The organism is Candidatus Pelagibacter sp. Uisw_113, assembly GCF_047717815.1.
Classification (GTDB): domain Bacteria; phylum Pseudomonadota; class Alphaproteobacteria; order Pelagibacterales; family Pelagibacteraceae; genus Pelagibacter.
The window spans coordinates 1238817-1260625 of sequence record NZ_CP159809.1 but is presented as its reverse complement, the minus strand read 5'-3'; the positions used below and the strand labels follow the sequence as shown (position 1 = coordinate 1260625).

The following is a 21809-nucleotide window of genomic DNA, read 5'->3' as shown; positions in this document are numbered from 1 at the left end:
TTTATTGATTTCTAATTAAGGGATAAACTTTTGGGTTTAAGTATTTTAAATTTGTTAACATGATTAAAGCTAATGTTACTAGGCCAATACTTCCACTAATGCTAAATAATATTTTTAAATCTAATTGCCAAACTAATTGAAAGATATTTTCAATAACATAATAAGAACCAATTATAGCAAAAAATATTGCGATTAGTATTACTGAAAAAAATATTAAAACAAATTCTATAACAGAAGACAGAATAATTTCTTTTTTTGAAAAACCTAAAATTTTAAAAACTAAGTTTTGAAACTCCTTAATCTTGCCTTGTACAATAATTGCACTAGAGATAACAATTAAGCCTATAATAATTGTAATTGCTGAAATCAAAATTACAGCGATAAAAACTTTGTTTAATATATTAGTTACCTTTGTAAGATAATCGGCAATTCTTATAATCGAAATACTTGGTAGTATTTCTAATAGTTTGGTTTCTTTGAATCTTGTTTGATCCTCAAATTTAGCTGTTGCTAAATATTCGTGTGGAATAGTGTTTGCAAATTCTGGATTGAACAACATAGCAAAATTTATAGATAAATCTCGATAATCAACTGCTCTAAAATTAACTATCTTTCCTTCAATCTCTCTTCCGTAAATATTAAGTGTAAAAATATCTCCCAATTTTATATTAAAATCTTTTGCAACTTCACTATCTAATGAAATTTGAAGTTTGTTAGGTTTTGATAAATCCCACCATTCACCTTCGGTTATTGGATTGTCTTCAGGAACTTCAGCTGCCCATGATGAACGTCTATCGCTTCCAATTACCCAATAACTATTATTATCTTGTTTAATATAAGTTCTTGGATCTATTCCATTAATTTTAACAATACCTGTTGCAACCAAAGGTACTACTTCTAATTTTGCGTTAGAATCCATTTCAATAATCGCATTCTCAAATAAATCTCGATCAGAATTTTGTATTCCAATAAAAAAGTAATCAGGTGCGATCTCAGGAATAGATTTTGCAATTTCTCTTTTAAAATTTGTACCAACCAATGCTAGTGTTAATAATAAAGTAACGCCCAAACCCAAAGACATAATTGTGATCGGAGTAATACCTTTCGTTTGAGTAATATTCTTAATTGAAACTTTAAGAGGGATATTGGACATATTTTTTAAACTTTTTAGTAAAAAAACAATAAATTTTGAAAGTAAAAAAAATATAATCAAACAAATGAAAAAAGCTAAAAAATAAACCAAACTATACAAAGGTCTTGCTGAACCAATGACAAATAACATCATTAAAGCTGTTAAAAACAATAAACTTACAAAGATAGATTTTTTTGAATAATAAAATTGTAAATTTTGAAATACATTTCTAAATAAGTTAGAGGCTTTTACTTGATCAATTGCATTAATAGTTGGAATTGAAAAAATGATTAATACCAACATGCCAACAAGGAATATCTTAATAAAATTAGTCAATGAAAATAAGGGTTTGATATCTAACCCTAGACCTTCTGACAAATATACATCGGCCACAGGAACCAGCAAAAAACTTAAAGCATAAGAGGCAATACTTAGAAAAGTAAGTAAAATTAATAATTGTAGATAATATATTGTCTTTATATTTAATGAAAAAAATCCTAAAGCTTTCTTTACCGCAATAGACATATTGCTTTGATTTATAAAAGATAGCAGAGTATTTGCGATACCAATACCAGCAATTAACATGGCGCTAATAGATACAAGAGATAAAAATTGAGAAAAATTATCAATTATCCGTCTAAGACCACTAGCTGAATTTTCAGGATAACGCAGTCTTACCGTAAGATCATCTTTAAATATTTCTTTAATTTTATTTCTAGTTACTTTTGTATTAGCTCCTTCATTAAATTTAACTTTATATTCATAATTTAAAAAACTACCTAAGCTATTGAGCTTTAATAGCTCTAAAGTTTCTTTACTTGTTATTGCAAAATCACCAAATGCTACAAAGCCACTAACATCAGGCAGTGATTTTATCACTCCAACTACTGTAAATAACTGATTTTGAACTTTAATTTTTTCATTCACTTTGAGATCTAAAGTTTTAAAGATATTTTCATTAACAATAAGGGTATTTTTTTCTTGATGAATCCTATCCATTGCTCCAACAGGATCGTGAACAACTTCCCCATATAGTGGATATTTTTTATCAACTGTTTTAATTCGAGTGAATAACGATTGATTAGTATTATTTATTCCTGAGACCATGGTTGTAAATTCAACCATTGAAGAAATTGTTGTAAACTCTCTTACTTTATCAACTAATTCCAAATTTCCTTGCACTCTATTATAATCAATTTCAACATCTCCACCCAATAAAGATTTAGCATTATCATTTAGTTCTTTTTTTAAACTGTCTTCAATAGTTAAAATTGCACTTAAAATAAAAAGACTGATAAATAATGTAAGGATAATACTAAAAATTTTGTGATAATTTCTAACAAGATCTCTAAACGCATATTTTAAAATTAAATTAAATTCAGAAATTTTAAACAATTTTTCCATCTTTTATTTTAATTTTTCTTTTGGCTTTATTAGCTAACTTAGGATCGTGAGTTACCATAATTAAAGAGGAACCTTCTTCCTTGACATAATTAAATAATATATCTGATATCATTACCGAGTTTTCACTATCTAAGTTACCAGTTGGTTCATCAGCTAATATTAACTGAGGTTTCATAGCTATTGCTCTTGCTATAGCTACTCTTTGCTGCTCTCCACCTGATAATTGACTTGGTAGATTATTAAATCTGTTCTTTAATCCAAACCGATCCAATAATTCTTTTGCTTGTTGTTCAGGATTTTTAAGTTTGTTTAGCTCTAGGGTTAAAGCAACATTTTCTACTGCTGTATAATTTGGAATTAAATAAAAAGATTGAAATACAATTCCAATGTTTTTTCTTCTTATCTCAGAAACTTCATCTTCAGAAAGAGTAGTTAAATCTTGATCTTGAAAATAAATTTTGCCTGAGGTTGCTTTTTCTAAACCCCCAATTAACATAATTAAACTAGTTTTTCCTGAGCCACTTTCACCAACAATAGAGATGGTATCCTTTTTTTTTGTTATTAAATCAATATTGTTTAAAACTTTTATAGTTTCTTTGTTAGTTTGGTATTTAAGATTTATCTTTTTTAATTTAAGAAGAGTGCTCATGAATAAAAGTTTTATTATTAAAATAATTATCTTCTGTCTAGTTACAATAAAAGTATCTGCAATAGAAAAAATTGTATTATTTGGTGATAGTTTGATGGCTGGGTACGGCTTAAATAATGAACATCGTTTATCAGTAGTTTTACAAGAAAAATTAATATCTGAAGGTTATAGAATTGAAGTAGTTAATGGCAGTGTTTCTGGAAGCACCTCCTCTGGTGGTTTAAATCGTGTTGAATGGACATTATCCGACTCAAATATTGATTTAGTAATTTTAGGTCTTGGAGCAAATGATATGCTTAGAGGTATTCAGCCCAAAGAGACTAAAAATAACTTAGAAAAAATAATAAAAACTACACAAGATAAAAATATTAAAGTAATTTTGGCAGGCATGATTGCACCAACTTCTTATGGGATTGAGTACAAAAATTATTTTGATCAAATTTATCCAGATTTATCAAAGCAATATAACATACCATTAATACCTTTTTTGCTAGAAGGTGTTGCTTTAAAACCTGAATTAAATTTAAATGATGGAATGCATCCAAATGAAAAAGGTACAATTATTATTAGCAAAACCTTACAGGAAATAATTTTAAAAAATATTCCATCAAATTAAGATTAATTCTTTTCCATTAACCATAAACTATTTTCACTTAAGAAAAATATTTTACCATTAGATGGATGAACTTGAATATCTCTTATTCTTCCAACATTATTTTTAAATATAAGATCTTCTTTAACATTAGTTAGATCATTAAATATTAATTTTCTTAAAGATTTGTCTTTTAAAGAAGTAACTAGCGCATGCCCATTCCATTCTTTAAACTCATCTCCTTTGTAAATTGTAATAGCACTAGTAGCTATAGAAGGCACCCAATATTGAATTGCTTCAGTAAAACCTGGCTTCCATTTAGGACCTATCTTTGTTCCTGAGTAATTTTTTCCACCCCAACCTAAAATTTTCCATCCATAATTTTCTCCTTTTTTAGCCTCTCCAAACCAATCGCCACCTCTTGCTCCATGATTACTTAAATATATTTTTCCATCATAATCGGAGAGTGTTAAACCTTGTGGATTACGAACACCTATTTGATAAATTTCGGGTAACCAGTTTTTCTTCCCTTCAAATTTTGGATTATCTTTTGGAATACTACCGTCAGTATGAATTCTAATAATACTACCAGGATGTCTTGTGGGATCTTGAGCAATCATACCTTGGCCTCTTTCACCAACTGACGCATAAATATAATCATCCTTAATCGCTAATCTTGAACCAAAATGATAACCAGAATCTATAGGAGGGTTTGCTTGAAAAATATTTTTAAAATTTAATTCTTGTTTGTTTAATTGTGCTTTAGCAATTGACGTACTTGTTTTTGAATCCCCTCTATCTTCTGAATAAGAAATCCATAGATTATTATCTTGGTAAATAATATCTAATAATCCACCTTGACCGACTTCTAAAAAATTAAGATTATGTTTAATCTCTGTAACTTCTTTTGAAACAATATTAACAACTTTAATTTTTCCACTTCTTTCAGTAATAATTATTTCATCATTATTAATAAATGATGATCCCCAAGGTTCATCTAACTCTATTATTTTAGTAAATATATAATTATTTGAAAAGGATAGTGATGTATTAATAAATAGTAAGAATAAAGATATAAAAATAATTTTCATTAATTTATAAAGATCTTCCTTGAATATAAATTTCTTTTTTTTCATTAAATTTCACAATGTCTTTTGTGTTAAACCAACTATTATTATAAACACTAATCTTACCTTTAACATGTAATGTATTATTCTGAATTTTTGTATCACAATAAATTCTATCTCCAATCAAAGTTCCTTTAAGTGATCTTTTTTTGTATTCAATTACTGTCTCAATATTTTTAAAAACAGTATTGATCGCGCATGGACCTATTTCAGTCATTCCCCAATTGACCATAAAATTACAACCTTTTTTTACAAAATCTATAATTAAATCCCATTCCACTGGCTCACTACCACATGTAATCCAAACACCTTTCAAGTTTATATCTTTGAATGACTTTGTTAGCCTGACTGCTTTGGCATGATCAGGGGTTAGGTGACTGTGAGTATAATTCGTTATTTTTTTGCAGAATTTATATGCATTAAATTTTTCTATATCTACCTCAGCACCAACTTCAAATGCAGGTAGAGTTTGAGCTAAAAGACCCCCTGCATGCTCCATTTTACAAACAGTGTAAATTTTACTTTTGGATGATATTTGTTGGCATTCTCGAGACACTTCATTTGCATTTTTTAATTTTTTAGGAGTTTGATATATTCTTTTTGGTAAGCCAGTAGTTCCGCTAGTGCTTAGTTCAATCCCATTTTTTAATATCAGTGCTAAACTGTTTCTCTGTTTCATTTACAATTCTTTTGGCAAGTTTATAGGGCGTAAACGCAAAGACCCATGAAAAAATACTATGAATAAAACCTGTAAAAAAAATAAGTAATGCAAGAAAATTAAAATAATTTGCATATAAAAAATGTTTAATCCAACTTGCTTTAATTTTTTTTAAATGATTTAAATCAAAATCCATTTTAAGATAGCTTAGATCTTCCACCATCAACAGCAATTATTTGCCCAGTAATCCAAGAACTCTCTTCAGTAATTAAAAATTTAGCAAGCGCTGCGGAATCTTTTCCTTCACCCAATCTTTTAAGAGGATGAGCTTTAGCAATACCTTCTGCAATTGCAGGATTTTTTAACATTGGTTCTGCGATTTTAGATTTTGATAAACTTGGTGCAATACAATTTACCCTAATATGTGGAGCAAACTCAGCAGCCAGTGTAACAGTTAATCCTTCAACAGCAGCTTTAGCAGAAGCAATAATTGTGTGATTAGTAAAACCTCTTTGAGCAGCAACAGTTGAAAATAAAACAACTGAACCTTTATTCTTTTTTAAACTTTCCTGAAATCCTTTTATAGCTTCAATAGCTGAATAAAGGTTTAGTTTCATACATTTATTCATGTCAGCCTCTGTAACCATTCTTAATGGTTTTAAATCAATAGATCCTACACAGTAAGCAATACCCTTAATTTCATTAACATCTGATTTTACTTTTTCTATAAACCCATCCTCTAAAACATCAGCAACCGTATAAGAGCAACCCAATTTTTCTGCGATTGCTTTAACTTCAATTTCATTTCTTGCTACAAGATGAATATCATTGCCTGAATTTTTTAATTGTTCAGCTAAGCTAGAGCCTACAGAACCTGTCGCACCAAAAATAAGATATTTTTCTGACATATAATTTTTATTTAGTTATATTTAACTATGAAATTGTTTTTTATACTTGGCAATCAATTATTTCCATTAAAATACGTAGACCGCTTCAAAAAGGACCACTCTTTTTATATGGCAGAAGACCATGAACTATGTACTTATGAAAAGCACCATAAGCAAAAGATACTGCTATTTCTATCTTCTATGAGGTCATATGCGGATATGCTTAAGGTGAATAAATATAAAGTTGAATATTCTAAAATTGAGAACAAAGATTTTAAAGACACTTATTTTGAAAAATTAAAAATTATCATTGATAAAAAAAAAATTACTGAAATTTCAAGCTTTGAGGTTGAGGATAAATTTTTTGAAAAGAAAATTTCACAATTTTTAAAAAAAGAAAAAATTAACTGGAATATTGTTCAAACTCCAATGTTTTTAAACTCAAGAGACGAGTTTAAAAATTATTTAGCAAAATCAAAAAAACCTTTTATGGCAACATTTTATAAAGATGTTCGTAAAAAATCTGGAATATTAATGGGGGCAGATGGAAATCCTATTGGAGGCAAATGGAGTTTTGATGAAGATAATAGAAATAAGCTACCGAAAGATATATTAATACCAAAATTTCCAAAAATTAACGAAACCAGTCATACTAAAAAATTAAAACCGATTATTGAAAAATTATTTAAAGATCACCCTGGTAGTACAAATGATTTTTGGTTAGCAACAGAATACAATGATGTGGTTAAACTGTTAGATTTTTTTATTAAAGAAAAATCTAATTTATTTGGTGACTATGAAGATGCTGTTAATCAAAAAGATAATATTTTATTTCACAGTGCATTAAGTCCGTACATTAATTTAGGATTGATAACTCCTGAAATTATTATTCAAAAAATTTTAGAATTTCATAAAAAACACAAAATTAGAATGAACTCGCTTGAAGGTTATATTCGTCAGATAATAGGCTGGAGAGAATTTATGCGTGGAATTTATCAAGGTTACTCTGATGAAATGGAAACTAAAAATTTTTTCAAACATGAAAGAAAAATGAAAAATTCTTGGTATGAGGGCACAACGGGTTTACCCCCATTGGATCATGCAATTAAAAACGCGGTTAATCATGGGTGGTCTCATCATATTGAAAGATTGATGATTTTATCAAATATAATGAACCTTTGTGAGGTGAAACCAACAATTGTCTACAAATGGTTTATGGAGATGTTTGTCGATTCATCTGACTGGGTGATGGTTCCTAATGTTTATGGAATGGGCTTATTTAGTGATGGAGGTATTTTTGCAACGAAACCATACATCTGTGGATCAAGTTATTTTATGAAGATGATGGATTTTAAAAAAGGGGAATGGTGTAATACGATGGATGGCCTGTACTGGAGATTTATAGATAAAAATAGAAAATTTTTTTTAAAGAACCCTAGATTATCCATGATGGTTTATGTTTTTGATAAAATGAAAGATGAAAGAAAGAAAATGATTTTATCTGAAGCTGATAAGTTTATAAAATTAAATACAAATTAAAAATGTTAAGAAGTTTATTTATAATTTTTTTTTATCAACTTTTAGGTGAAGCTATTCAGAAATTTTTTGAGATAAATATCCCAGGTCCTGTAATTGGCCTGATCTTATTGCTATTAACTTTTATATTTTTTTCTAAAAAATTTACCCAATCTAAGAAAATAATTAAAGAAATTTCCACAATCAGTCATCAGATTATAAATTATTTATCATTACTATTTGTCCCAATAGGTGTTGGGGTTGTAATGCATATTAATTACCTTGGTGATAATTTATTTACAATTTTTAGTATAATAATTATTGGAACACTTGCTACCTTGGTTTTTACAGCAATTGTTATGGAAAAAACAATTAACTTTGAAAAGAAAAATGGCAAGAGAAGATAAATTGTATAAAATTTGGGTCTATTTGCAGGCAGAACCTCTTTTCTGGATCACCCTAACACTAGGAGCATATTTAGTAGGTGATTATTTATATAAAAAATCTAAGTTAAATCCATTGGTAAACCCTGTTGCAATAAGCATCTTAATTGTTTCCTCAGTTTTATTATTCTTAGATGTTTCCTATGATAGATATTTTGAGGGTGCAAAATTTATCCACTTCATGTTGGGTCCAGCAACAGTTGCTTTGGCTATACCAATTTATGAAAAAAGAAATTTGATTACAAAAGAAGTTAAACCAATTATTTTTTCAATTTGTCTTGGAATACCTTTTGCAATTTTAATTACTTTTTATTTGGGAAAATTTTTTGGATTAAGTAATGAGATGATTTTAACAATGATACCTAGAAATGTGACAGCTCCTATTGCAATGGGTATCTCAGAGCTTATTGGAGGAATACCGTCTTTAACCGCAATAATTACAATAATTACTGGTATAATTGGTGCTTCGTTGGGAACTTTTTTATTAAATGTTTTCAAAATAAAAGAGATGAGTGCTAGAGGTTTTGCGTTTGGTTTGGCAAGCCATGGTATTGGAACAGCAAGAGCAATGAGTAAAAATAAAACAGCGGGTGTATTTGCTGCTCTAGCGATGGGCCTAAGTGGCATTGCAACTTCACTTTTTGTTTTAATTATAATTAAGCTTCTTATTTAATTTGTGAAAAAAGAAAATCTACCCTCAAAGATTTGTATTACTTGTAAAAGACCTTTTGTTTGGCGCAAGAAATGGAAGTTAAATTGGGACAAAGTTAAGTACTGTTCTAAGAAGTGCTCGAAGTGATTTACTTATCTTTATTTGCTATATCCTTTTTAGCTGCAACCATTTTACCCCTATCATCTGAGCTTATGTTGGCAGGTTTAATAGCAACATCTAATTATGATAGTTTATTATTGTTGATAGTTGCTAGTTTTGGAAATGTATTAGGTTCAGTTTTTAATTGGGCTTTAGGGTTCTATTCAAGAAATCTTATAACAAAAAAATGGTTTCCCTTTAAAGGAGGACAAATTGAAAGCTCTTCAAAATGGTTTGATAAATTTGGTAAATGGTCGTTATTATTTGCCTGGGTGCCTATTATTGGAGATCCATTAACATTAGCTGCAGGATTATTTAGGGTTAAATTTTTAGAATTCTTAATTTTAGTATCGATTGGTAAAGTTAGTAGGTACTTCCTAATTTATTATTTTATTTAGGAAACATATCAAAAAAATTTGTATAAATTTTTGATATTGTGTTTTTTTCTAGTTCTTGTATAAATCTAATTGCGCTGAGTTAAGTTTACTTGCAGAGCGCGTTATAAATCCTGCTAAAGCGACGTTTTAACCACTGCTTTAGATAGGTGGTTTTTTTTTATCTTTTATAAAATCAAGCCGGGTAGTTGAACCATTTTGTGCACCCTGCATTTGCTTAAGCACTAAAAAGGAGAAAAGGGATTGCCTAAATTTACAACCCTCTTGTTTAACGTTTTTCAGTTTCTTTTCTCCAAATTGCTGGAGAAAAGAAATGAGCACAAATAGATTAAAAGAAAGATTAGATAAAGGACCTGTTATATGTGCAGAAGGTTTTTTATTTGAGATAGAAAGACGTGGATATATGTCATCTGGAGAGTTTGTTCCACTGGTATCCCTAGATCATCCTGAGGTGTTAGAAAATTTACATAGAGAGTTTCAGCATGCAGGATCTGATGTAGTTGAAGCTTTTACATACAATGGGCATCGTGAAAAAATGCGTGTTATTGGCAAAGAAGAACTTCTCGAACCTCTAAACCGCTCAGCATTAAAAATTGCAAAAAAAGTAGCACTAGACACACCTAAAGGATCTAAACCAAATTTGATGGCAGGCAATATCTCAAACTCAAATATTTGGAAACATAATGATAAAGAATCTCAAAAAGTAGTTGAAGGAATGTTTGCTGAAATGGTTGGTTGGGCTGTTGAAGAAGGGGCTGATATGTTAATTGGTGAAACTTTTTATTATGCTGAAGAAGCTTTTAAAGCTTTAGAGGTTATGAAAAAAACAGGTTTACCAACTGTATTAACAATATCTCCAATGGGTGAAAATAAAATGAGAGATGGAAAATCTGTTGTTGATACGTGTAAAAAGTTAGAGCAACTTGGAGCTGATGTTGTGGGTTTAAATTGTTTTAGAGGACCAGCTACAATGTTTCCTTTTTTAAAAGAAATTAGAGAAGCAGTTAAATGTCATGTTGGAGCTTTACCAATACCTTACAGAACTAGTGAAGACTTTCCAACATTTTTTAATCTGCCAGATAGAAGCAATTGTCAGTGTCCGTCGCCACATGGAAGAACGTTTCCAACAGCATTGGACCCACATTTTTGTAATAGATATGAAATAGGTAAATTTTCAAAAGACGCTTATGCCTTAGGCATTAATTATTTAGGAGTATGTTGTGGAGCAAACCCAATGTTGATTAGAGAAGTTGCTGAGTCGATTGGTTTAACTGTTCCAGCAAGTAAATACCGAGAGAACATGGAAAATCATTTTATGTATGGAAAAAATAAAAGAATTCCAAAACATATGACTGAATACGGAGATAAAGCGTAAACAAATTAAGAAGGGCATTTAACTAAATTGTGCGCCTGACATATGTCGAAGCACTAAAACAGGAGATAAAAAATGAGCAATAATCTAAAAGAAACAATAAGTAATCTACAGAAGGATTTTACAGCTAACCCAAAAAATGCTGTGGTCCAATATGAAAGCAACTCAATACTTAAGGAAGGGCTTCAATCTGTAGTAACTCTTAGAGAGCATAAATTAATTGTTGATGAACCCAAAAGTTTTGGTGGAAAGGACGAGGGACCCAGTCCAGTAGAGTTGATATTGGCAGCTTTAGCAACGTGTCAGGAAATAACATATAAAGCTTTTGCTACAGCAGCGGGTATTAATATTGAGAGTATTAGTGTTAATTTAAAAGGTGAACTAGATCTTCAGGGTTTTCTAGCTTTAAATAAAAACACTAGACCTGGTTTTCAATCTATTTCTGGTACTGTTGATATCAAATCATCATCATCAAAAGCTGAAATAGATAAATTGATTGATACGGCAAATACACATTGTCCAGTATTAGATATTTTATCAAAAGGAGTTCCTATTAAATTATTTCAAAAGGTTACTTCGAGCACTTTTGTTAATAAAGAGCAAACAGAACAAAGAGCAAGTGTTGCTTAATTAATATAATTTAGGCCCTATGAAAAATAGGGCTTAAGTATAAATATTTAATTACCTACACTTACTAAGTTTAGGTAACTATGTTACACAAGCAGATGCTTGAAATATTTATTCAAACTTTCTTCTTATATTTTATTGTTATTGATCCACTAGGAAACACACCGTTATTCTTAGCAGTAACTCAAAACATGAGCAGCCAACAAAGAGTTAAAACTGCATTAAGTGCCACAATAATTGCATCAATCATATTGCTATTCTTTGCATTGCTTGGAAGCACTTTATTAAGTTATTTAAATATATCTTTTCCAGCGTTTACGATTGGTGGAGGTATCATTTTATTAATAATTTCTATGGAAATGTTGTTTGATAAAAGACAGCAAAGAAAAGAAGATGACATTGATTTTAACTCTGAAAATGTAAGTGTATTTCCTTTAGCAACACCCATTATAGCAGGACCAGCCGCAATTACATCGGTTATTGTATCAGTTTCAGATATGGGAAGTAATTTTACAAACCAATCTGTTGGAATGATTGCTTTAGCTTCAGTTTTAATTTTAACTTTTATATTTTTTTTTACTGCTTCAAAATTTTCTCAAATAATAAACAAAAAAGTTATTAGTGTAATTTCAAGAGTAATAGCAATTATTTTAGTTGGGTTAAGTGTTCAATATATTTTAGACGGAATAAAAATTTTTTTAGCTTAAAATATTGTCCTTGAGGGTATTTTAAAATACTATAAAATTGTAATGAATATAATTGTCTTACAGCACATTAAGATTGAAGACCCTGGTTTTATTAAGGATTTAATGTTGGCTGATAATGTTAATTTGACTACCATAGAATTAGACGAAGGTGAAAAAATACCAAATGATCTGACAAAGTTTGATGGAATGTTTTGTATGGGTGGTCCAATGGATACCTACATGGAAAGTGAACACCCTTGGTTAGTTGATGAAAAAAAAAAAATTAAAGAATTTGTTGTAGACCTTAAAAAACCATATTTAGGTTTTTGTCTAGGTTGTCAATTACTAGGTGAAGCTGTAGGTGGTAAGGTTATAAAATCTAAACTTGCAGAAATAGGAATAATGGATATTAATTTTTCTAAAGAAAAAAATAATGATATTTTATTCTCTTCTTTTCCTGAAAAAATAAAAAGTTTGCAATGGCATTCTTATGAAGTTGATGGGCTCGATAACAATAAAGATATAACGGTTCTAGCCTCATCTCCAATTACCAAATATCAAATTTTTAAATATCAAAACCATGCTTATGGAATTCAATTTCATATAGAAATTAAAGATACAACGGTTAATGAATGGGGATGTGTTCCTGAATATAAGCAGGCTCTAGAAGATCAATTAGGTGAGGGTGCTCTAGATAAATTTGATCAAGCAGCAAAAGAAAATATGAAAAAAATGAACAACTTCTCTAAAATCTTATATTCTAAGTTTAAAGCAATAATTCCAGTAAAATAATATTTCAAAACTTTTAGAAAATGTTATTAAAAAATCTTTACAAAAATAGTAAAAGATTAAATCATTTTAAATGAATAATGAGCTTTTAAATAAATTCAGCTATTATTTTTGGAATATAATTTTTAAAATTAAAAAAACCCTTATTACAATATGGCCAAGAAAACTGATCTAACTTTCTATATAAAAATTTAATATTTTTTAATTGATTATTTTGAATAAAATCCAAGTTTTCGCCAATAGTTGGATAAATTGCATAAACTTCTGCAGAAATATTTTTTAAATCATTAATGTTAATAGTTTCACAATTAATTGATTTTTCTTCTAATCTTATTTTTTGATCCTTTAAAAGATTAGCTTTAAATTTCAACACCTTTTCACTTAATTTGATGGCTCTACTTGTATCATTTGAGACTAACAAAATTTTCTTAAATTTATGTTCTTTAAAATCAGAAAATTCAAATGTCATATTATTTTCAAATATTAATAAAGTTTTATCTTCGGAAATCTCAGAATTTTTAAAGTTCTTATTGGTAACAGAATATATCTTATCACTGGATATAGGCTTGGTATTTTCATTAAGTTTTATGTCTTTAAATCTATTATTTGTAAATTTATTTATATTCCATTCACTTGCAAGGTAATGCTTGCCTTGAGTTTGAACTCCAGCTACCCATCTCCAACCAAGGGTGTTTGATGCAGTATCACCATCATAAAGATGTTGCATAAAAAACTCAGCACCCAATTGCCAAGGTAATTCTAGTGTAAAAATCCAAATACTTGCAAACCACATTCTCGTATGATTATGAAGGTAATTGCTTTGTTTAAGTTCAATTACCCATTGATTAAAACAATCTACATTTGTCTTTCCTTCAATTGCATCCAAATAACTTTGATTGTTTTTAAATTCATCTTTAACTTTACCTAGTTCATTCAAGTAATCTGACCAAACATTAGGTCTTAATTCTAACCAACCTTTCCAATAAACACGCCACATTACTTCCTGAATAAATTTTTCATTTTTTGCAAATGAAAACTTTTTAAGGGATTTATCAATAACTTCTAATTCATTAATTATTCCGTGAGTTATATAGGGGGATAAACAAGAAATATTTGTTCTTTTATCAGGCCCGAAATCAAAATTTCTCAGTTTTGAATAATCTGTAAGATTTTGTTCAATAAAATTATTTAATTGATCAACGGCTTTAGCCCTTGAAGCTTCAAATATCATTTTAAATTATTTAGATTTTCTTTTTTTTAGGCCTAATTTATCACTATGTCTTAATCTAAGAATAACTATTGCAGATGCAATTAAAACTATAGCTATAGCTTCATAGACTAATGCTGATGGATCCATTTCTTTTCCTTGTAATATAATAAATCGTGCGAGAGCCGTGATGGCAATTAAAAGAGGCAAAGTTATACTGATTGATTGCTGATTCCAAAAAACACGAACCATTGCTAAGACCTCTAAATAAAGAAACATTAAAAGTAAATCTGCTAGCATTACAGATTGATTTAGAAGCATATTATTAATTTCCATACCAACTGCAATAACAGTGCTTACTAAAATAATGCACATTAGTGCTAGCTGTAAATTTTTTGCTATTTTATCCATTACTTATCTTTACTAAATGGTAGCCATTTTTCAAACACTGATTTTGATGGACCATCATATGGAATTGAATAAGAGCTGGGGTTGGGACTTGTTAAAATTTCTATTCCCTTAGAAAATACAAAAATAAATACAATTACAAATACAATAACCATGATTTTAAACGGATCAAAATTTTTGGTTTTGAAAACACTACCAGATTGTGCCTCTGCTTTATGAAAATGTTTGAATGTCATGTAGACTGCAAAAATAAGTCCAACGTGTGCTATGTAAAGACCAGCCCAACCAAAGGCAAAAGATGTATAAGAAAAAATATATAAACTAAAAACAGTTGTCCAAACGAAGCTTAGAACTAATAAAATTTGTAATCTCACAGACCTTGGTAAAGATCTTAGGTCGTTTTTACTGTCATCAAATAAAATATTTGCTGCATCTATCATCCAATTTTTTAGTGCTTCCATATGACCAGAATAGATATTTATGCGTTAAAGGCAAAGGATAAAGTGTCCTTTAATTTTTAGCTTAAATTGGACTTTATTGCACTTTCCAAATTTGCAGAGCTTTGGGCACCTGAAATAAAATCTATTCCTATTTCAAAGAAAGGCACTCCATTAATTTCTTTTTCTCTTGCAACTGAAATATATGAATTAACTTCCTCAATATTTTTTAAATTAAAAAAATTATTAATTACATCTGCATTAACATTAAATTCTTTTCCAATATTAATTAAGATCTCTTTATCTCCAATATCAAGACCTTCAATAAAATATGATTGATATATTTTTTCTTTAATTTCGTTGTGAACATTAGATTGTTCAGCTAATTTAATTAATAGGTGAGAAAATACTGTATTAGGTGTTTTCTTTATCTTATCTAGATTAAAATTAAGATCTTCTTTGTTGGCCTCTTCTGTCATTTGATCATACATCGGTTGAGCAAATTCTTTTCCACCAAACTTTATTTCTAAGTACTTGCTTCTTTCAATTCCTTCTTTAGGCATGTCAGGATTTAATTGAAATGGGACATGCTCTATCTCAAACTTAGTTCCAGGAAATTTTTTTAATGCATTATTTAATCTTGCTTGACCAATAAAACACCACCCACAAATTGTGTCAGCAAATACTTTTATTTTCATTAATTTATGAATGAAGCTTTTTTTTATGAAAGTTAATAAATCTTTCTACATTTGATTTATTAAAGGTTTTATTTTCTTCAAAAGAAACTTTTTTCATTGAGTAAGCATTGCTTTTTGTCCGTCTAGACATTATGGTGATATTACCTTTGTATAATTTAAGCTTAACAGAGCCATTTACTTTATTCTTTTTAAGGTCGACAATTTTTTGAAGTTTAAATCTTGCTTTTGAGTACCAATAACCATTGTAAATAAGTTCAGCATATTTAGGCATAATCTCATCTTTTTTATGCATAGTTTCTTTATCTAAAGTAACAGATTCAATCGCTCTATGAGCAGACATTAATAGTGTTCCACCAGGTGTTTCATAAACACCTCTAGACTTGATCCCGATAAATCTGTTTTCAACCAGATCAACTCTACCTATTCCATTTTTACCAGCAACATCATTAAGTTTTTCTAATAAATTTCCAGGTGATAGTTTTCTGCCATTAACAGCTATTGGATCTCCATTTTTAAATCCTATAATTACAAATGAAGCTTTGTCAGGTGCTTTTTCAGGTGACACCGTTCTTTGAAAAAGAAACTCAGGAGCTGAATTTTTTGGGTTTTCTAAAACCTTACCTTCAGTTGATGTATGATATAAATTATCATCAATAGAAAAAGGAGGAGCACCTTTTTTATCCGTAGGAATTGGAATATTATTTTTTTTTGCATATTTAATTAAATCTGTTCTAGAGTTTAATTTCCATATTCTCCATGGTGCAATAATTTTTACCTTTGGCCCAAAGTAATGATAGCCTAATTCAAATCTTACTTGATCATTTCCTTTGCCAGTTGACCCATGTGAAACGGCATAAGCTCCAAATTTTTTAGCAGCAGCAATTTGTCGTTTTGCAATTAGGGGTCTTGCAATTGAAGTACCTAATAAATAAACACCCTCATAAATTGCATGCCCTCTAAGCATTGGAAAAACATAATCTTTTACAAAAATATCTTTTAGATTTTCAATAATAATATTTTTTACACCTAATCTTTTTGCATTTTTTATAATTTTTTTTCTATCAATTTCTTGACCTACATCAGCAGTGTAGCAAATAACTTCTGCATCATAATTCTCTTGAAGCCATTTTAAAATAATAGAAGTATCTAGTCCACCTGAGTATGCGAGGACAATTTTTTTTTTAGATTGCATTTATCTAGCTACAATTTGCTTTGGAAGCATTATATGCTTTAGTAAAACCTAACAATGAATAGTGATCAATAGTTCGAGATCCATTTTGAGTATGACCTGCAACCATTATCCTAGATCCTTTTTTCATGGTTTTGATCATTTTTTTTTCTAACTTACTATCTTTGTCTGACATCCAAGCAAAACCATCTTGAATAAGATCAAATTCATACTTATTTTTTCCAGAAGTTACTTTAACCAAATTTTTGTTATTAAACTCATATCCACCAGTAACACTTATTTCATTAGCTATATTTTCTCCTGGTCTAAAGCTAACAAATAATCTTGCCTCTCTTGGGTTATTTTTAGGAGCCTGTAAAACTGGTTTGGATTGTGCAAAACAAACTTTACCTTTTTCATCGTTCATTACATATGTTTCCCAATCCTTGTGTGTGCCCATTTTCTTCATCACTTCAGCACTAATTTGTCCCGCAAAGGTAGTCATAAAAAGTAGAATTATAAAATTTTTAATTAAGGACATGGGTTAGGAAAAATTTTTTGTACATCATTTATTTCTTTAATTACATCTTCACTTAAATATATATTTACACTTTCTATATTCGTTTTCAACTGCTCCATTGTAGTAGCACCAATGATAACCGACGTTACAAATGGCTGAATTTCTAAAAACTTTAAAGACATTTGTGCTAAATCCAAACCGTGTTTCTTTGATATTTCATAATATATTTCAACAGCTTTTTCAGCATTTTTATTATTGTATCTAGACCAAAAGTCACCATCTCTTTCCATTCTAGAGTTTCTTGGTAATTGTTTATTTCTATATTTTCCTGATAGATATCCGCATGCTAGAGGAGAGTAAGCTAACAATCCCGCTTGTTCTCTAATAGAAATTTCTGCAAGTCCAATCTCATAAGTTCTATTAAGTAAATTATATGGATTTTGAACTGAAAGCATTCTTGGATTTTTTTTTTCTTTTGAAAGTTCTAAATATTTAGATAATCCCCATGGTGTTTCATTAGATACACCAATATGCTTAACTTTACCCTGATCTATAAATTTTTTTAAATTTCCTAAAATATCCTCAAACCTAGTCCACTCACTACTGTCATCATGTTCATAACCTAATTTTCCAAAAAAATTAGTTTTTCTTTCTGGCCAATGCAGCTGATATAAATCGATGTAATCAGTTTTTAATCTTTTTAAACTACCTTCAAGCGCCTCAGTAATATTTTTTTCTCCAAAATGATTTCCACCACCTCTGACATATTCTCTTGCTGGACCACAAACTTTAGAAGCTAATATTACTTGGTCTCTCTTTTTTGTTTTTTCAAACCAGTTACCAATAATTAATTCTGTATCACCATAAGTTTCTTCTCTTGGTGGTACTGAATAAATTTCAGCAGTATCCCAAAAATTTACACCTTGATCTAAAGCATAATCCATCTGTCCAAAACCTTCATTTTGGGTATTTTGTTCACCCCAAGTCATTGTTCCAAGACAAATAGTGCTTACTTTTAGATCCGTATTTCCTAATTTTTTATAATTCATAATTATTAAGCCTTATTAAGACATCTTGAAATAATAGTAAAAGGCTATTATATGTAAGACATGATATTCAATAAACAAAATTTGCTAAACAAAGTAAAAGAAGCGCAACAATCAACAGTAGTAATGGATGAGGGCTTAAGAGCCTACATGCTAAAAGTCTACAACTATATGGCTTCAGGTATTTTACTAACAGGACTTATATCTTTAATATTTTTCAAACTATCTGTAGTAACAGATGCTAACGGATCAATTACATCATTAACAAGTTTAGGAAACACAATATTTCTTTCAGGTTTCAAATGGGTAGTAATGCTTGCTCCACTTGGAATAGTTTTTTACATGAGTGCTAGGATTAATAAAATGACAGCTTCAGCTGCTCAAACCACTTTTTGGGTTTTTGCTTCTTTAATGGGGTTATCGTTATCTTCAATATTCTTAGTTTATACTGGAGCGAGTATCACTAGAGTGTTCTTTATTACTTCTATTACTTTTGGTGCAATGAGTATTTATGGCTATACAACTAAAAGAGATCTTACAAAATTAGGATCATTTTTAATGATGGGCTTAATTGGTATTATTGTTGCATCAGTTGTTAACATGTTCTTAAAATCTTCAATGATGGATTTTGTAATCTCCATTCTAGGTGTTCTAATCTTTGTAGGCCTTACTGCTTATGATACTCAAAAAATTAAAAACATGTATGTATCAAGCGATACTGGTGAGTTGATGGGCAAAAAAGCTGTAATGGGTGCTTTAACTCTTTACCTAGACTTTATAAATTTATTTATAATGTTATTAAGATTATTTGGACAAAGACGATAGTCTTTATTATTTCTTAAGGTTTTTCCAATTAGTATTTTTAAATAAAGTTTCTAGATCAAAAGAATTTTTTAAAACTTTACCATTAGAATCTGTAATTAAATATTTTAGATTTTTATTACTGGGTTTAAAGTTTTTGCAAATTTTATATAAAGCATTCTCTGCTGCATTTTTAAAAACACTAAAGCTAACCTGCCTATTAGAAATATTTAGACCATAGTCTTTCCATGACCCTTCAGAGACCATTTTTGCATATAGATCTAAAATGATTTTAAGCTCATTTTTTTCAAAAAATTGTCTTTCTTCTATTTGTTTGTGAGGATTATTTACGACTAGCTTTAAGTTTTTATTCATCAAGTTTGTGTTTATTAATCAATGATATCTGAAACCCCGTAAAGACAAGGGTTATTGGTAACATTCCCCATACCTTAAAGTTAACCCAAAACTCTTCTGTTTGCGTTCTCCATACACATTCATTGAGGATTGCAAGGCCAAAGAAAAAATACATCCATCTTTTGTTTAATAGCTCCCAACCAATATCAGTTAGGGCAATTGATTTACCCATAATCTTTTTAAGAACAGGCTCATTTGTAAAATATTTTCCAAAATATAAAGCAAAAGCAAATAAAATATTAATGATTGTTGGTTTCACATAAAGAAAAACTGGATCATTAAAATAAATTGTTAAACCACCAAAAAATGTAATTAAGACACCACTTATTAAAGGCATCATAGGTATTTTTTTTTCAAAAAACCAAACAACAACTAGTGCAATTAATGTTGCAACTATAAGTGGAGGAATTGCAACTGCTAGATTTTTGTCATTATTGTAATAATAATAAAAAAATATAGCTAAAGGCCCGAAGTCTGTGGCAAATTTAAGAAAAGATTTATTCACTTGACGGATATTAACATAATAAAAAAAATATAAATATTTTTTATTGATTTTTATTTTTAAACCCCCATATTAAAAGGAATGGCAATTCAAAAAGCAAAATTTTCAATAGGTGACATTGTAAAACATAAACACTTTGAGTTTAGAGGTGTAATCTATGATGTGGATTTCGAATTTAATAATTCTGAAGAATGGTATCAATCTATTCCAAAGAATGTTCGTCCTAGAAAAGATCAGCCTTTTTATCATCTGTTAGCAGAAAATGATGAAATCACGTATGAGGCCTATGTTTCAGAACAAAACCTATTAATGGACGATTCAGAAGATCCAATTAAACACCCTTTAATTGAAGAGATTTTTTCTGGTAAAAGAGGCTCTAGCTACTTTAAGCCCTCTAATTAATTCTTTTTTCAAACACAATTAATTCAAATCTTCGACATATATAGTTGCTATCTATAATTATGTTCTGATCAGGAGTGTTAAATAACGTTTTTATCATTATTGACTCCCTCTGCATTCTTGATCAGGATGATCTTCCATAATAAAAATTAAATTATCTTTTTTTAATATATATAATTTAAAAATGTTTAAATATTTTGAACCTAATAAAATTTTTGCAATAACCTCTAAAGCGCCAAAGTACGTTTTATTTTTATTTATTATTGTCTTAACAATTGGCTTAACCGAAGCGCTTATACTTTCACCTGAAGATTATAAACAAAGTGATGCAGTAAGAATTATGTATGTTCATGTACCGGCTGCATGGATATCACTTGGAATATTTTCAAGTTTAGCTTTATTGTCTGTTGGAAGTTTTGTTTTTAAAAATAAAAATTTTGCTTTAATTGCTAAAAGTTTAGCACCTTCAGGATTTATATTTAATATCATTGCATTAGTTACAGGTTCAATTTGGGGAAAACCAACTTGGGGTACCTGGTGGGCTTGGGATGCAAGAATAACTTCTATGCTAATTTTAGCTTTATTTTACGGAATGTATTTACTGGCTTGGAGAATTTATGATGATAAAGAACAGGTAATTAAAGTTACCTCTTTGATTGCAATTTTAGGAGTGGTGAATGTTCCTATCATTAAATTTTCTGTAGATTGGTGGAATACGTTACATCAACCAGCTTCAATTAATATTTTATCAACCAACACAGCAATTCATCCATCAATGCTAGTCCCATTGGGTATTATGACTGCGGCATTTGCCCTTTTTTCATTACTCATTTTTTTGATGAAATATAATACCGAACTGATAAAAGTTAAAAATAAAGGATTAGATAGATTATGATAAATGAAATAATTTCAATGAACGGATATGGAGCTTACGTATGGTCAGCTTTTTCGTTCACATTGATCAGTTTTACAGCCTTGTACTTTGTAACTAAATTTCAGCTTTTAAAAGAACAAAAAAGATTTGCTTCTAAATTTGGGTCTCTAAATGTTGAGAAAGCTAGAGCTGCAAGATCACAAAATATTAATAGAGAAATATTATCTAATACATCAAATATTTAACTA

At 29.3% G+C, this 21809-nt stretch carries 28 protein-coding genes and 2 riboswitches; of the genes, 14 read left to right on the top strand and 14 right to left on the bottom strand.

What is annotated here, in order from left to right; all coding sequences use genetic code 11:
- Window position 1: 1 nt before the first annotated feature.
- On the bottom strand, window positions 2-2536 hold the full coding sequence (locus ABXT39_RS06775) for an ABC transporter permease (protein WP_415294960.1): 2535 nt from the start codon (window positions 2534-2536) through the stop codon (window positions 2-4).
- Window positions 2520-3185, bottom strand: a complete 666-nt coding sequence (locus ABXT39_RS06770) for an ABC transporter ATP-binding protein (protein WP_415294959.1) — start codon at window positions 3183-3185, stop codon at window positions 2520-2522. The genes ABXT39_RS06775 and ABXT39_RS06770 overlap by 17 nt, the downstream gene beginning before the upstream one ends.
- Between ABXT39_RS06770 and ABXT39_RS06765 the strand changes: the two genes are divergently transcribed.
- A complete protein-coding gene (locus ABXT39_RS06765) occupies window positions 3184-3801 on the top strand; it encodes an arylesterase (RefSeq protein WP_415294958.1) in 618 nt (205 codons plus the stop codon). The genes ABXT39_RS06770 and ABXT39_RS06765 overlap by 2 nt on opposite strands.
- Before the next feature lie 2 nt (window positions 3802-3803).
- Here ABXT39_RS06765 and ABXT39_RS06760 read toward each other — a convergent pair whose 3' ends face one another.
- The 3 genes from ABXT39_RS06760 to ABXT39_RS06750 form a co-directional block, all read right to left on the bottom strand.
- Complete coding sequence (locus tag ABXT39_RS06760; RefSeq protein WP_415295926.1) at window positions 3804-4868, bottom strand: PQQ-dependent sugar dehydrogenase; 1065 nt, start codon at window positions 4866-4868, stop codon at window positions 3804-3806.
- 4 nt (window positions 4869-4872) lie between these two features.
- Window positions 4873-5583 (bottom strand): AMP-binding protein, encoded by a 711-nt coding sequence (locus ABXT39_RS06755; protein WP_415294957.1) that lies wholly within the window; start codon window positions 5581-5583, stop codon window positions 4873-4875.
- A 176-nt stretch (window positions 5584-5759) separates the two neighbouring features.
- Window positions 5760-6470 carry an SDR family NAD(P)-dependent oxidoreductase gene (locus ABXT39_RS06750; RefSeq protein WP_415294956.1) on the bottom strand — a complete coding sequence of 237 codons (711 nt, stop codon included), beginning with the start codon at window positions 6468-6470 and terminating at the stop codon, window positions 5760-5762.
- Between the two features lie 27 nt (window positions 6471-6497).
- On the opposite strand from ABXT39_RS06750, the gene ABXT39_RS06745 reads away from it, so the two are divergent.
- The 9 genes from ABXT39_RS06745 to ABXT39_RS06705 all read left to right on the top strand — a co-directional run bounded on the left by ABXT39_RS06745 (window position 6498) and on the right by ABXT39_RS06705 (window position 13090).
- Window positions 6498-7988 carry a cryptochrome/photolyase family protein gene (locus ABXT39_RS06745; RefSeq protein ID WP_415294955.1) on the top strand — a complete coding sequence of 497 codons (1491 nt, stop codon included), beginning with the start codon at window positions 6498-6500 and terminating at the stop codon, window positions 7986-7988.
- Between the two features lie 2 nt (window positions 7989-7990).
- The gene (locus ABXT39_RS06740; RefSeq protein ID WP_415294954.1) at window positions 7991-8371 is read left to right on the top strand and encodes a CidA/LrgA family protein; all 381 of its coding nucleotides are present in this window, start codon (window positions 7991-7993) and stop codon (window positions 8369-8371) included.
- A complete protein-coding gene (locus ABXT39_RS06735) occupies window positions 8355-9080 on the top strand; it encodes an LrgB family protein (protein WP_415294953.1) in 726 nt (241 codons plus the stop codon). The genes ABXT39_RS06740 and ABXT39_RS06735 overlap by 17 nt, the downstream gene beginning before the upstream one ends.
- Before the next feature lie 3 nt (window positions 9081-9083).
- Window positions 9084-9206 (top strand): DUF2256 domain-containing protein, encoded by a 123-nt coding sequence (locus ABXT39_RS06730; RefSeq protein ID WP_415284617.1) that lies wholly within the window; start codon window positions 9084-9086, stop codon window positions 9204-9206.
- Window positions 9203-9616: a YqaA family protein gene (locus ABXT39_RS06725; protein ID WP_415294952.1), complete on the top strand. Its 414-nt coding sequence runs from the start codon at window positions 9203-9205 to the stop codon at window positions 9614-9616. The genes ABXT39_RS06730 and ABXT39_RS06725 overlap by 4 nt, the downstream gene beginning before the upstream one ends.
- A 170-nt stretch (window positions 9617-9786) precedes the next feature.
- Window positions 9787-9851, top strand: a riboswitch (SAM riboswitch).
- Between the two features lie 75 nt (window positions 9852-9926).
- A complete protein-coding gene (locus tag ABXT39_RS06720; RefSeq protein WP_415294951.1) occupies window positions 9927-10988 on the top strand; it encodes a homocysteine S-methyltransferase family protein in 1062 nt (353 codons plus the stop codon).
- Between the two features lie 3 nt (window positions 10989-10991).
- Window positions 10992-11056: riboswitch (SAM riboswitch) on the top strand.
- 4 nt (window positions 11057-11060) lie between these two features.
- Window positions 11061-11615 carry an OsmC family protein gene (locus tag ABXT39_RS06715; protein WP_415294950.1) on the top strand — a complete coding sequence of 185 codons (555 nt, stop codon included), beginning with the start codon at window positions 11061-11063 and terminating at the stop codon, window positions 11613-11615.
- Between the two features lie 95 nt (window positions 11616-11710).
- Window positions 11711-12319: a MarC family protein gene (locus ABXT39_RS06710; RefSeq protein WP_415294949.1), complete on the top strand. Its 609-nt coding sequence runs from the start codon at window positions 11711-11713 to the stop codon at window positions 12317-12319.
- 42 nt (window positions 12320-12361) lie between these two features.
- Entirely contained in the window at window positions 12362-13090 is a 729-nt protein-coding gene (locus ABXT39_RS06705) for a type 1 glutamine amidotransferase (protein WP_415294948.1), read from the top strand.
- Between the two features lie 85 nt (window positions 13091-13175).
- On the opposite strand, the gene ABXT39_RS06700 is transcribed toward ABXT39_RS06705, so the two are convergent.
- The 7 genes from ABXT39_RS06700 to ABXT39_RS06670 are packed head-to-tail and all read right to left on the bottom strand — an operon-like array spanning window position 13176 to window position 18574.
- A complete protein-coding gene (locus tag ABXT39_RS06700) occupies window positions 13176-14318 on the bottom strand; it encodes an FAD-binding domain-containing protein (RefSeq protein WP_415294947.1) in 1143 nt (380 codons plus the stop codon).
- A gap of 6 nt (window positions 14319-14324) precedes the next feature.
- Window positions 14325-14705 carry a phosphate-starvation-inducible PsiE family protein gene (locus tag ABXT39_RS06695; protein WP_415294946.1) on the bottom strand — a complete coding sequence of 127 codons (381 nt, stop codon included), beginning with the start codon at window positions 14703-14705 and terminating at the stop codon, window positions 14325-14327.
- Window positions 14705-15163 carry a hypothetical protein gene (locus ABXT39_RS06690; RefSeq protein ID WP_168606968.1) on the bottom strand — a complete coding sequence of 153 codons (459 nt, stop codon included), beginning with the start codon at window positions 15161-15163 and terminating at the stop codon, window positions 14705-14707. The genes ABXT39_RS06695 and ABXT39_RS06690 overlap by 1 nt, the downstream gene beginning before the upstream one ends.
- Window positions 15164-15219: 56 nt before the next feature.
- A complete protein-coding gene (locus ABXT39_RS06685) occupies window positions 15220-15837 on the bottom strand; it encodes a DsbA family oxidoreductase (RefSeq protein ID WP_415294945.1) in 618 nt (205 codons plus the stop codon).
- A 4-nt stretch (window positions 15838-15841) separates the two neighbouring features.
- Window positions 15842-17029, bottom strand: a complete 1188-nt coding sequence (locus tag ABXT39_RS06680) for an argininosuccinate synthase (protein ID WP_415294944.1) — start codon at window positions 17027-17029, stop codon at window positions 15842-15844.
- 4 nt (window positions 17030-17033) lie between these two features.
- Window positions 17034-17510, bottom strand: a complete 477-nt coding sequence (locus ABXT39_RS06675; RefSeq protein ID WP_415294943.1) for an invasion associated locus B family protein — start codon at window positions 17508-17510, stop codon at window positions 17034-17036.
- Between the two features lie 26 nt (window positions 17511-17536).
- Window positions 17537-18574 carry an aldo/keto reductase gene (locus tag ABXT39_RS06670; RefSeq protein ID WP_415294942.1) on the bottom strand — a complete coding sequence of 346 codons (1038 nt, stop codon included), beginning with the start codon at window positions 18572-18574 and terminating at the stop codon, window positions 17537-17539.
- 60 nt (window positions 18575-18634) lie between these two features.
- Between ABXT39_RS06670 and ABXT39_RS06665 the strand changes: the two genes are divergently transcribed.
- Window positions 18635-19396, top strand: coding sequence for a Bax inhibitor-1/YccA family protein (locus ABXT39_RS06665; RefSeq protein WP_415294941.1), 762 nt, complete (start codon window positions 18635-18637; stop codon window positions 19394-19396).
- A gap of 6 nt (window positions 19397-19402) precedes the next feature.
- Here ABXT39_RS06665 and ABXT39_RS06660 read toward each other — a convergent pair whose 3' ends face one another.
- Complete coding sequence (locus ABXT39_RS06660) at window positions 19403-19747, bottom strand: DUF2794 domain-containing protein (protein ID WP_415294940.1); 345 nt, start codon at window positions 19745-19747, stop codon at window positions 19403-19405.
- Window positions 19740-20291 (bottom strand): septation protein A, encoded by a 552-nt coding sequence (locus ABXT39_RS06655; RefSeq protein ID WP_415294939.1) that lies wholly within the window; start codon window positions 20289-20291, stop codon window positions 19740-19742. The genes ABXT39_RS06660 and ABXT39_RS06655 overlap by 8 nt, the downstream gene beginning before the upstream one ends.
- A 78-nt stretch (window positions 20292-20369) precedes the next feature.
- On the opposite strand from ABXT39_RS06655, the gene hspQ reads away from it, so the two are divergent.
- The 3 genes from hspQ (at window position 20370) to ABXT39_RS06640 (ending at window position 21806) form a co-directional block, all read left to right on the top strand.
- On the top strand, window positions 20370-20690 hold the full coding sequence (gene hspQ / locus ABXT39_RS06650) for a heat shock protein HspQ (RefSeq protein ID WP_006997624.1): 321 nt from the start codon (window positions 20370-20372) through the stop codon (window positions 20688-20690).
- 181 nt (window positions 20691-20871) lie between these two features.
- Complete coding sequence (ccmC, locus tag ABXT39_RS06645) at window positions 20872-21582, top strand: heme ABC transporter permease CcmC (protein ID WP_415294938.1); 711 nt, start codon at window positions 20872-20874, stop codon at window positions 21580-21582.
- Window positions 21579-21806, top strand: coding sequence for a hypothetical protein (locus ABXT39_RS06640; RefSeq protein ID WP_415294937.1), 228 nt, complete (start codon window positions 21579-21581; stop codon window positions 21804-21806). The genes ccmC and ABXT39_RS06640 overlap by 4 nt, the downstream gene beginning before the upstream one ends.
- The last annotated feature ends 3 nt before the right edge of the window (window positions 21807-21809 follow it).